The sequence below is a fragment of the Microcoleus sp. AT9b-C3 genome (assembly GCF_036705485.1).
Classification (GTDB): Bacteria; Cyanobacteriota; Cyanobacteriia; order Cyanobacteriales; family Microcoleaceae; genus Microcoleus.
Genome location: NZ_JAUBUR010000010.1, coordinates 118,427 through 130,910, shown reverse-complemented (window position 1 = coordinate 130,910; position 12,484 = coordinate 118,427). Strand labels below are relative to the sequence as shown.

Annotated in this window: 6 protein-coding genes and 1 tRNA gene; 5 read left to right on the top strand and 2 right to left on the bottom strand. The window is 44.8% G+C overall.

The features are described 5' to 3' along the window. The first annotated feature begins 297 nt into the window (after window positions 1-297). The 3 genes from QUB77_RS11960 to cheB all read left to right on the top strand — a co-directional run bounded on the left by QUB77_RS11960 (window position 298) and on the right by cheB (window position 6,137). Window positions 298-2,178 carry a methyl-accepting chemotaxis protein gene (locus QUB77_RS11960; protein ID WP_333170405.1) on the top strand — a complete coding sequence of 627 codons (1,881 nt, stop codon included), beginning with the start codon at window positions 298-300 and terminating at the stop codon, window positions 2,176-2,178. A gap of 105 nt (window positions 2,179-2,283) precedes the next feature. Beyond that, a complete protein-coding gene (locus QUB77_RS11955) occupies window positions 2,284-4,779 on the top strand; it encodes a hybrid sensor histidine kinase/response regulator (protein ID WP_333170478.1) in 2,496 nt (831 codons plus the stop codon). A 272-nt stretch (window positions 4,780-5,051) separates the two neighbouring features. Continuing rightward, window positions 5,052-6,137 (top strand): chemotaxis-specific protein-glutamate methyltransferase CheB, encoded by a 1,086-nt coding sequence (gene cheB / locus QUB77_RS11950; RefSeq protein WP_333170406.1) that lies wholly within the window; start codon window positions 5,052-5,054, stop codon window positions 6,135-6,137. A 149-nt stretch (window positions 6,138-6,286) separates the two neighbouring features. On the opposite strand, the gene QUB77_RS11945 is transcribed toward cheB, so the two are convergent. After that, window positions 6,287-6,673, bottom strand: a complete 387-nt coding sequence (locus QUB77_RS11945; RefSeq protein ID WP_015175702.1) for a response regulator — start codon at window positions 6,671-6,673, stop codon at window positions 6,287-6,289. A 740-nt stretch (window positions 6,674-7,413) separates the two neighbouring features. Here QUB77_RS11945 and QUB77_RS11940 point away from each other — a divergent pair. Together QUB77_RS11940 and QUB77_RS11935 are read left to right on the top strand one after the other, a co-directional pair. Continuing rightward, window positions 7,414-10,218, top strand: coding sequence for a GAF domain-containing protein (locus tag QUB77_RS11940; RefSeq protein WP_333170407.1), 2,805 nt, complete (start codon window positions 7,414-7,416; stop codon window positions 10,216-10,218). Between the two features lie 101 nt (window positions 10,219-10,319). Further along, window positions 10,320-10,391, top strand: a tRNA-Gln gene (locus QUB77_RS11935). A gap of 587 nt (window positions 10,392-10,978) precedes the next feature. Here the strand turns inward: QUB77_RS11935 and QUB77_RS11930 are convergent. Then, window positions 10,979-12,481: a serine hydrolase gene (locus tag QUB77_RS11930; protein ID WP_333170408.1), complete on the bottom strand. Its 1,503-nt coding sequence runs from the start codon at window positions 12,479-12,481 to the stop codon at window positions 10,979-10,981. Between the last annotated feature and the right edge of the window lie 3 nt (window positions 12,482-12,484).

Genomic DNA, 12,484 nt, shown 5'->3' with positions numbered 1-12,484 from the left:
AATTGCTTTGGCGATTTGTCGCGGTAAAATTCCAGCGATATTAACGGGAGCAATAACTTGTTTCTTGGAAATCAGAACCTAATCTCAAATCAGGAGTATAGTTAGTTGTGAGTTATTATTTGGGAGTTGTTATTTTTTATTTCCTACCAAGTCTCAATTCCCTATACTTGACCTAAGCGAGCGTACAATTTCCCAATTCTCTATACTTGACCTAAGCGAGCGTACAATTTCCCAATTCCCTATACTTAGACTATGCTCGCGTACAATTTCCCCGTAACTAATTCGCCGTAACCAATAATGAACAAATTTTTCCAAAAAATGCAGCACCGCCTGCTAGTCCTCCTAATTTTAAGTACCTTAATCCCCGTATCTATTGTTGGTTGGTATGGAATTGCTTCTTCAACAGAAGCACTACAAAATTTAGCATTAATAACCCTTAGTGACAGTGTTAATTCTACTGCTAATCAAATGATTAACAAATTTGAAAATCTGAGAGCAGATATTTTGTTTCTCCGCAAAACTCCCCCTGTTCAGGGAATGATTAGAGCTAGAGAAGGAAATGGAGTAGACAAACAAACTAATTCAACTTATAAAGATTGGGTTTATCGAATGCAACTCACATTTTTAGCTATGATGGAAGCCAAGCCGTATTATATGCAATTGCGTTACATAGATAATAGTGGCAAGGAGATCGTGCGCGTAGATTCTGACGGCAGAAATATCCAAGTTATTCCAGAGTCTCAACTACAAAATAAAGCAGACCGAGATTACTTTATGGCAACTATGAAGCTAAAATTAGGAGAAGTATATGTGTCTTCTTTAGAGCTGAATCAGGAAAGGGGAAAAATAGAAGTTCCTTACAAGCCAACAATTCGCTACGCAACTCCTATTTTTAATTCCAAAGGAGAAAGACAAGGTATTTTGATTAGCAATGCTCTGGGTAGCACTCTGATCGATAGGGTTAAAAATTTTAATCATGAATTATCAGAGCAATCTTTTATCTTAAATCAAGATGGGTATTATCTGGCTCATCCCAATCCTAAAAAAGCATGGGGATTTGAACTCCAAACTAAGGAAAATGTCCAAAATGATTATTCAGCAGACATTGTTGCTAAAATACTCTCAGGGGGTCAGGGAAATATTGATGATAGGGAGCTAGTGATTAGCTATAATACAGTTTTTCCCAGCAAAGAAAATACAAAAAAATTTTTAGTAATTGTGGATAGTTCACCCAAAAAATTGCTATTTGATTCGATCGATTCTCTTCAAAAAATAGCTGCATTTATTGCTGTTGTTTCCCTGGCGGTGGTGCTGGGATTTGGATGGTTGTTTTTGCAAAAAATTGTTGCTCTGATTCGGGGGTTAATTTACCAAATATCGTCATTTTCACTGCAAATAGAATCAAATATGAACCGACAAGAGCAAATAGCAAATAGGCAATTTGTCTCGGTTAATCAAACAACTATAACTATAGAAAATTTGGGCAGATCTTCTCAGCAAACAGCCGAGCAAGCTGAGTCTGTTGCCATTGCCGCTCGCCAAGCTTTAAATTTAGCCGAAGAAGGTACTAAAAAGGTAGATCAAACTTTCAATCAAATGCTGAATCTTAGAGAAGCTGTGGTGGCAATTTCTAAGCAAAATCATCGACTCGACGACAGCACGAGTCAGATTGGCAATATATCGACTCTCGCAAGTTTGGTTAGCGATTTAGCCAGCCAAACTAATATGCTGGCTCTCAACGCCGCTGTTGAAGCAGTCAGAGCCGGCGAGTACGGTAAAGGTTTTGCGGTGGTAGCAAGCGAAATTCGTAAGTTAGCAGATGAAAGCCAACAAGCAGCACAAAAGATTAATGGTATTATTCCAGAAATTAAGGGTGCGATCAACTCAACGGTGAAAGCAACTGAAGATAGTCGCAAAACAGTTGCAGAAGGGGTAAAAACAGCACAAGATACGGCAGAAGCTTTTACGGGTGTGAGGGAAGCTTGCAATCTGGTGTTTGCTAGCAACCAGCAAATTTCATTTAATGTTAAACAGCAGGCGATCGCAATTCAGCAAGTAGGTGATGCCATGAGTTCTCTGAAGGAATCCGCGTCTCAAACAGTCAGTGGCATTACTCAAGTTAAAATCGGTACTCAACAACTCACAGAAGCTGCATTTAATCTTAAAGAAGTAGTGTAGTCATTAATCATTAGTCATTAGCAATTGACTGACTATTCAACATAATTATCATTACCACTTACCCATGAGCCATGCTCAATTACCTATTACTCAAAAACATATATGATGATTGAAGATCAAGAACTTCGAGATGTATTTAAAGTCGCTAGTCAAGAACACTTGCAGAAACTAGACGACGGACTGCTGTACTTAGAACAACATCCGAGTGACTTAGGTAAGTTAGAACAATTGTTGCGGGAAACCCATTCTCTTAAAGGTGATGCAGGGATGCTAGGGGTAAAAGATGTAGCCTCTTTAGCTCATCAAATTGAGCATATTTTGGGAGGCATCAAGCGGGGAGAAACTCAACTGAATTCGGATATTAGCGATCGACTTTCGCAAGGTTTAGAAGCCATGCGGAAACTCGTTAACGAAGCCGTTACCGGGGAAGATTCCGGCGTTAATACTTTTTACATCCTCGCTAGCATGATGGGTGCTTCTAGTCAGCCACAGCCACAGGCAGCAGCCTCAATAGTAGATCCCTCATCTTCACAAGTACCAGAACAACCCTTGGTAGAACCGCAATTTACTGAGCATCCTATTCAAGAACTAGAAACAAATATTGAAACTTCTCAAGCCCTTAACTTAGAGAAAAATTCCTCTTTTTTACCCTTACAATCCAAGCCGGAATTTCTACGGCAAGCTCAAAACTTGCCTGCACCTTCTGAACCAGCCACTGCGTCGGCTTCGCAGTCTGCAGTTACTGCCTCCTCAACCTCATCTTACCGCATTGAAACCATTCGCGTTGCTACTCAAAATTTAGACGATTTAATGACTCAAGCAGGGGAACTTACTGTCACAAAAACTCGGCTAGGACACCGAGTTGCAGAGATCGAACAAATTACAACTTTGTGGGAAGAGTGGAGCAGAGAATATTTTGTGACGAGCTTGAATGTCGATCGGATGCAAATAGATGAAAACGGTATTAAAGCCAACGGTAAATATAGCCAATTGCAGGATTACTATCAAGGTACAGAAGAACGTTTAGAACGTCTCGGAACTTTAGTCAACCGCTTGAGAAATCGCGTTTATGAAGATACTGCCCGACTCGAATTAATCGCTGAGGCATTAGAATCAGGAATTCGCACTCTGAGACTGCTGCCTTTGTCTACTATTTTTAATTTATTTCCTCGCACTGTTCGAGACTTAGCGAAACGGGAAGGTAAAGAAGTTGCATTAGTGATTGAAGGAGGGGAAACTACAGTAGATAAACGCATTTTAGAGGAAATGAAAGACCCTTTAATGCACATGATTAGAAATGCGATCGACCACGGTATTGAAACTGTTGAGGATCGTAAAAAACTAGGTAAACCTCCCGTGGCTACTCTCCGAATAAAAGGCTATAATGTGGCTAGCAATATTATTATTGAAGTTGCTGATGATGGCCGCGGACTAAATCTAGAAAGCATTAAACAAACGGCTGTAAAACGTAATATTTGTACGTTTGAACAACTGGCCGAAATGACCGAAAGTCAAGTAGAATCTTTAATTTTTACTCCTGGTTTTTCGACAAAAAATTTTGTTACAGAAGTATCGGGGCGCGGGGTGGGTTTAGATGTAGTTCGTACTAATGTTGAAGCTTTAAAAGGTAGTATTCAAGTAGACTCTGTACCGGGAAAAGGATGCACTTTGAAGCTGCAAATCAGCACGTCTTTAGCTACAGCAAATGTATTAATAGTCATAGTTGAAGATATTCCTTATGCTCTGCCAGTGGAGTTTGTAGACACGGCTCAACAGGTATCTCAGTCTGAGATATTTGCTATAGAAGGTAAGGAAACTATACTTTCAAATGGTCAGCCTCTGTCAGTTGCTCATCTGACAGATTTACTAGAATTAAACAATAGACAAGGGGGGCAAAAAAATCGGTATTTGAGACAGGAAAACGGGAGCGAAGCTCTGAGAAAAAATCAAAACTACTTTCTAAATTCAACTTCTTCAAAAATGCCTTGTATTGTTGTGAAAGTTGGGGAGGAAAGATTGGGATTATTTGTAGATGCTTTGATAGACGAACAGGATGTGGTGATGAAACCTCAAAGTCAATTGCTGAAACGGGTGCGAAATGTTTCGGGCGCCACAATTCTGGGTACTGGGGAAGTTTGTATGGTACTCAATCCCCACGATTTGATAAAATCTGTACGCCAGCAAGTTTCGTCCCGTGGGGTTGGGAGTGCGCGATCGCAACTTGAGACTGGCAGCAGAAAACAAGTTATACTATTAGCAGAAGATTCGATCGCCACGCGCACTCAAGAAAAACGCATCCTGGAAGGTGCGGGTTACGAAGTTGTGACTGCGGTAGATGGATTGGATGCTTTCCATAAATTAAAAACTCGCGATTTTGATGCTGTGATTTCTGACATACAAATGCCAAATTTAGACGGTTTGGCCCTGACTATTAAGATTCGGGAGCAAAAAGAATACAGTGAGTTGCCGATAATTTTAGTGACATCTTTGGCATCGGATGAAGATAGAAAAAGAGGGGCGGATGCGGGGGCAAATGCTTATATTCCTAAAGGTACTTTCAATCAAGATGTTTTGGTAGATACCCTAAAAAGGTTAGTTTAGTCAAGAGTCATTAGTCCTTGGTTATTAGGGATTTGTTATTTACTACCAATTAGCAAGGCCCAATGCCCAGTGCCCAGTACACAGTTGCCAGTGCATGGATGCTTAATACCCCATACTTTGACTACGCGGTTACTAAGGTAGTTGTACTGAGCTTAGCCACTCGCTCTGCGCGGCTTGCCCGCTCACGAAGCTTAAGGGAAGTAAGTCGTAGGGCATTACAAGTGCCTAATTTCCTATTCCCCATTTCCCATGCCCCATTTTCCAGCAAATAGATGTTATCGCCCATTAAACTATTGTTAGTTGAAGATTCTCCAGTAGTTACGATCGTCCTCAAACGAATTTTTGAGTCCTCGCCAGACATCCAAGTTGTAGGAACCGCTTGCAACGGATTAGAAGGACTAGAATTAATCCCCAAACTTCAGCCCCAAGTAATCTGTACGGATTTGAACATGGCACCAATGAACGGGTTAGAATTTACGGAAGAAGTAATGAAGAAATATCCGCTACCAATTTTAGTAATTAGTGCTTCAGTGCAAGCGAATGATACTCACAATGTATTTCAAGTGTTAAATGCTGGTGCATTGGATGTTTTTCCGAAACCGATTGGCGGGTTGGTATCTGATTACGCTCGCCTAGCCAATCAATTAATAGCTAAAGTTAAAATTCTCTCAGGAGTTAAAGTATTTACACGGCATCAAAAAAAAATGCCAACGCAAGATAATAATCAAATTGTAAAAATTAACCAAGCACCAGTTCCTAATTACCAATTTTCCAACGAAAATGTTAAATTCTCAACTATTAAAGTATTGGCTATAGGGGCTTCTACAGGGGGGCCGCAAGCACTGTACGCAATTATTTCTAAACTTCCGGCTAGTTTTCCCGTGCCTATAATTTGTGTCCAGCACATCAGTGAAGGTTTTTTGCAAGGATTAGTTGATTGGCTGGGTAATGAATCGAAACTGCCTGTTAAGATCGCTTCTTTTGGGGAATTGCCCCAAGCAGGAACTGTTTATTTCCCGCCCGAAAAACGTCATTTAGAATTTGACTCTCAAGGGCGATTTGTTTATTCAGAAGCTGCTCATGTCGCGGGACACTGCCCTTCTGTAACGGTGACATTTAAGTCGGTAGCTAATTTTTATGGCCGGGCAGCAGCGGGAGTTTTGCTGACAGGAATGGGTAGAGATGGTGCTGACGGAATGTTGGCTATCGCCAAACAAGGGGGGTTGACAATCGCCCAAGACGAAGCTAGCTGCATTGTCTTCGGAATGCCCAAGGAGGCGATCGCCCTCGGTGCCGCCCAATATGTTCTACCTGTGAGTGCGATCGCTCCCCTACTCCTGGCTAAATTAAAAATTTAGGACTTACCTCGCAAATTGTGCAGAATACCCGGCCCCCCGACTTGTTAAAGAAGTCGAGGATCAGAGAGCGAGATCGGAACTTTTTAGTTCATTAATTACTCAAATTACTTCATTAAATTACTCAAAACTAATTTTTTTTCTAAGTCCAATTATTTGATTTTGATAAACTTACCAATTACCTCGCGCAACTTATCAGCATCAAACGGCTTAGTTAAATACTCTGTTGCTCCCGCCAAACGCCCCTGTACCTTATCAAAGGCTCCATCTCGCGCTGTCAGCATTACGATCGGCAAATTCTGAAACTGAGGCAAGCTCCGCACCGTACGGCAGAGTTCCAATCCGTCAATACCAGGCATCGAAACATCCAGCAACAAAACAGAAATTTGTTCGTGATAAATAGTTGACAAAGCATCCACTGCATTGTCTGTTACGAGAACTCTAAACTCTTTGCTTAAGGCCTGTTTAACAAGTCCTTGCATTACGACGCTATCATCAACTGCCAAAATAGTTGGTACTTGACTGCTACTTGCAGACATATTCTTCTCCCTGTTTATTTATAGTTCTTGAAAATACAAAACATACTTCCTGCAGTTATTTTTTGAGAGTTGCCTCTACACAATAATTGTCAACCCCGTTCGAGCGTTAGTTGAAACATTACCCTGTTTTTTTACCTCTAACTCGAAAAAAGGAATTGGGAGAGTGGTCGATCGGCAATTACAACAGTTGCAAAATGTGCATCTGCGCCCAGAAACCCTAAAAGGTCGAGTTTGAACAACTCTTGTTACAAAGTTTAACATCTTACCAATCTTTTGTAATTCATCTCCTAACTGTAGTTGAACTCCCGGCTAAGGCACAGCTCGGTAAAGGACACTGGTATTGTGGCACAAACCCCTGATTTAAATCTACCAGCAAGCCAGCTACCCACGATTAGACAAGTCTGTTAAAATACAATTAAACTGATTAAAAAATTCTAGGTAAGCAATCGTCATATATTTTGGAAAGCGGCTTCCTCCCAACAGAGGCTCTGAGGTTTAGAGAGCCGGAGGTATTCAAAAGCATAGTCAACTGGAAGTATAATTTATATAGTCTTAAGATCTGGGGTGCTCTAACTCCGATAACTCAAAAGTTTCCCGATCAGTCAAGAGGTTAGTTTGAATTCGGCGCAAGCAGCCTGCGCCGAAGTTGCGCCCACAGTCTCCCATCACACAATTCATAGCTTGTTTTTCTCTAAAGTATTGAGAAGGGCGGTTGCCAGCAACTAGACGGGCAGTTACACATGATGAAAGCACCCTTGCCTCTTGGTGAAAAAGTGTTCAAGCTCCATAACATTGACTTGTATCAGCTTCTCGGCTCTGCTCCAGACGCTTGCTTGGACAGTTTGGTCGGTTTGGCAGCTCAGATCAGCCGAACTCCTATTGCTTTCTTGAGCTTGATTGACGGTAATCGCCACTGGTTGAAGTCGCAGTTAGGTATCGATCGAACTTTGGCCCCCCGTTACCTGAATTTTTGCGCTCGCGCCCTCGACCGAACTCCCGAAGAGTTCGCCCAGAGCTCAAACTCAAACTCGGAATTTGACCGGGCAATTTCCCTGCAACAACCGCCAGTTGCTCCCGAATTTGCGATCGAACCCCCTGCAAATTCCTTCAAGGAACCGCCTGTGGCCATTGTCCGAGACGCTTCCACAGACGTGGGATTTGCCGAGCATCCGCTGACGGTTTCCTACCCCTTCGTGAAGTTTTACGCCGGAATCCCAGTCATGACCTCCGATGGGCAGATGCTGGGAGTGCTATCCGTCATGGACTCCGTGCCGAGAGACTTGACAAAAGAAACGATAGAAGCTATAGAAGCTTTGGGTCGGCAAGTTGCGAGTTTGGTGGATCTGCGCTGGCAATTACTCAAAGCCCAGAAACACTTGCCAGAAGTAGAAGATATCACCTCCGACACCCAGCTAATCTCGGAGTTAGTTCGTGGCTCGAACCGATCCAGCTTGTGTGGCGAACAGACGCCACAGAGCGGCACGAGAAGATACCGAACAAAAAAGCTCCCCAGGAGCGGGGAAACCGGCAAATCTCAATATTTGTGGGAAACTTCAGGGGGCATCGGGCGCGCGGACGATACCCAAGCAATCCGAGAAATTGTTGCCAGCCCCCGGGACACCTCCAGCCAACTAACGGCCGCGTCGCTAGAAGAGCGAGCTCGCTTGGGAGCTCTGCAAGCTAAAGTCGGTGCAGCCCTCGGACAAGGTGGGAAAATATCGCCCATCCTCAACCGCTGCACCGAGGCAATGGTAGATTACCTCGACGCCAAAGAGGCGAGTATCTGGACGTTCAACCCGCAGACAGAGCAGTTAGAATTGCAGGCCGATTCAGGACTCACCACGGAAGGGTGGCAACGGGAAATAGAAGATTGGGTGCGAGCAGAACCGGGAAAACTCCAAACGGCTCCTGTATGCCTACTGTCGAACCCGTCTCTGTGCGCCATTGCCTATCCGCTGATAGTGGAGGAGCGGCTGGTGGGAGTGATGGCTCTGTGCAGTAGCGCTTTGGTAAGCGAGGGAGCGCTAGAAGTCCTGAGCTGCATGGCTAACGCCATCGCCGTGGCGATCGATCGCATCACGGCCCGAGAAGAATTGTTGAGCCGCCGGGAAGGTCTGCTCTTCGGCCTCGCCAGCCAGATGCGGAATTCCCTCGACCTCGACAAAATTTTAGATACGGCTGTCAACGAAATTCGCAGCTTGTTGCAGGTTGACCAGTGCTACTTTTTGTGGTATTCCATCTCGCCAGACGGGCAGCCAAGCTTTGCAATCACCCACGAGGCGGCAAATCCCGAACTCAAAGAGCGGCTTACAGAATACCCGATCGAACAAGTAACCCTGCTGGCCGAGAAAATTTGCCACCGCCAAACGCTCCGGATCGGGGACGCGGCAACAGCACTGTGCATCGAACAGCCGACGCGAGATTTTTTGACCAGTCTCGGGATTGTTTCTAACCTGCTGCTGCCGCTCAAGACTCGCTCCGGTCAAATGGGTGCTGTAGTTTGCAACCATTACAGCAGCAACCGTTCCTGGGCCACGAGCGAAGTGGAATTGCTGCAAGCGGTGGTGGATCAACTGGCGATCGCGATCGACCAAGCCGAACTCTACGCCCAAACCCGGGCGGCAGCCTTAGCGGCTCAAACTCAAGCCCGCCAACTGACGGAAACTTTGCAGCAGTTGCAGCAGAAAGAAGCTCAGCTCATCCAAAACGAAAAAATGTCCTCTCTCGGTCAAATGGTCGCCGGCGTCGCCCACGAAATTAACAATCCGGTTAATTTTATTTACGGCAACTTGACTTATTGCAAGCAGTACATGAAAAATCTGCTGGATTTACTGCACTTGTATCAAAAGCACTACCCCGAGCCTTGCCCCGAAATTCTTGACAAAAACGAAGAAATCGATGTTGATTTCATAGTGCCGGATTTGGTGAAAATTCTGTCTTCAATAGAGATGGGAACTGAACGCATCCGCCAAATTGTCCTGTCTCTGCGGAACTTCGCACGGCACGACGAAGCAGAGATGAAGCTGGTGGACATTCACGAAGGGATTGACAGCACGCTGCTGATTTTGCAGAGCCGGTTGAAGTCAAATGGGCTAATACCGGGAATTGAGGTAATTAAAGACTACGGCAACTTGCCGAAGGTAGAGTGCTATCCCGGACAGCTAAACCAAGTATTTATGAATATTTTGGCGAATGCGATCGACTCTTTGGAAAATCAGCCCCCACCCAAGACGATCAAAATCTCGACGGCGGTGGTGGCCCCAGACTCGGAGGCAGATCAGTCAGGAAAGTCGATGGGTCAAGTTGTGGTGATTCGGATTCAAGACAGCGGGCCGGGATTGGCCGAAAAAGCTAAATGCCACTTGTTTGACCCTTTCTTTACCACTAAACCTGTGGGCAAGGGTACGGGACTCGGCTTGTCTATCAGCTACCAGATTGTGGTGGAAAAACACGGAGGAAGTTTGAACTGTATCTCGAAACCGGGACAGGGAGCTGATTTCAGGATTGAAATCCCGGTAGCTCGCCCCCCTGCGCTCAAAGAATAAACCTGCGGGCGATCGGTTTCAAAAAGATTTTTTAAATTTTATTGTCAAAATGCTTGACAGATTGCTGTGTTTGAATGTTAAGATAGTGAAGGTTAAGACGTTGGGGCGTCGCCAAGTGGTAAGGCAGCGGGTTTTGGTCCCGCCATTCAGAGGTTCGAATCCTTTCGCCCCAGTTAAATTGTGTCCGGTCAATCGATTTTAGATTTTAGATTTTAGATTTTAGATTGAAGCATTGAACCCACGGATAAATTCGGGGGGCAAGTTTCATCGATTTTAGATTTTAGATTTTAGATTTTAGAATTAAAGCATTGACCCCACGGATAAATTCGGGGGGCAAGTTTCATCGGATACAGGTTTTTTATTTCACCGGTCCTGAGTCTGCGCGTTGGAATGAATCCGGGGGCTTGTATCCTGGATGATGAAGGTCAATCAATTGTTTAACTGATTGTTTGTAGTCTGCCCAAGGGCGACGAGAGAAGACCGACGGGAGCATCTCAATGAAAGCAGCCAAGCCCAAAATTGGAGTTAGGAGTCAGGAGTCAGGAGCCAGGAGAAAAGAGGAATAAGGAAGGAGCCAGAAGAAGTGTTTTTACAAATATGAGATGCTCCCAGACCGACTTCATAAGTACAAACCTAATTAGGACTTGCACACAGGGTATAAGAAACCGGTTTTTTTTGGTCGCCAGTGGGGATTTGTGGCAGAAACCAGTTTTTTTGCGTAAGTCCTCATACAAAAAAGAGTGAACCGCCCTACTCCATATCACTGCACAGTGAGCGGGCCACGAGCATTTAGCCGATCAAAAACGTATCGGGAAATTGCCGGAAAGGCTGTTTCGTCCTTGGAATAAGCCGGATCGTCTGCAAAAACAACTAAGATATAAATCGCGCGATCGTCTAAAGTTCTAACAAAAGCCGCTTCGCTGCGGGATTTGGAAGTATAGCCCACTTTGGAACCAAAATAAATATTAGTTGGTAAAGATTCGCCGAGAAATCCTTGTATCGAGTTGCTGGGGTCATTTTTCCAGGCCTTGGGGTCTAAGTCTCTCGTCAGCAAATAAGCCATTTTGCGGCTGGCGACGCTAGAAACCGCTTGCCTAGTATATATTTCATATATTAATCTGGCGGCTTGGTCGGTAGTTACTTGATTGCGAATCGGCTGGGAAGCATCGCCCCGCAATTGCAAGTCGCGACCGATTGGGCCTTCTTGCCTCAAATAGTATATGGGATAATTTTTGGTGCTTATACGAAGATCGTTGTAGCCGGCTGACTGGAAAAATGTGTTAACTTGAGTGCGCTTTTTCAGCCAGGTTTGCAATTCTTCTCCTGCAAGCCTACCCCCGGATTTTGTATCTGTGATTTTGTCTAAAAGTCTGCTGGCAGCATCGTTGTTGGAGACGCGAATCATTTGCTCTAGGTCGTTTTTAAAGGCAGATTCTCTTTGCGTAATGATGCCTTTTTCGATGGCAGCATAAAAGGCTGCCATCCAAAATAACTTGGCAACGCTAGCAGGAAATCGGAGAGTTTGATTTTGATATCCGGCGAAGGTATGAGTTTTAGGATTGCTGACATCAAATAAGGTAATTGATAGCCGTTCTGCCGGTAGTCCTTTGCTGGTTGCAATCTTCACAGATTCATCAACAATCCCTTGCAATTCTTGAGAGTAAACGGGATTGGGAGGTGTTTTGATGTTGTAGCTAAAGGTAGGGTCGCTTTGACGATCGGCTAAATTTTCCGATGGTTCAATTGTCGGAGGCGAGAGTGTTTCTTGAGGCGAGATGGGCTGTTGAGTCAAGATGACTGGCGGTTCTGGGGCACGGCGAATTCTGAACGGTATTGTGACGAGCCAAAAGAACGCGATCGCCCCGGCAATTAAGCACAGGATGTTACGGTATTTTAACCGAGAAAATTTCGTCCTGACTCGACGACGGGATTGGACTGGGCCTTCGCTGGTTTGGCGTCGGCGTCCGACTGGGCGCTGGCTGCTTTGGCGTCGGGATTCGATTAGACCTGTTGCATGAATCTTAGCTCGATCGGTCAACCGCAGATACAAGGGAGATGAACGCAGATTAACCCAGATAATTTCAAGAATTGAGAGCGACTTTTGCAAGAGGTCTATGGGGCGTCGGGTCTGGGTTGGGCGACGAGATGGGACTCGGCGCTCGGTGCTTTGGCGTCGCGACTGGACTGGACGCTCGGTGCTTTGGCGTCGGGACTCGATTGGGCGTTGGGGCCCGATGGGGCGGCGTCGGCGTTCTACTTGCATTAC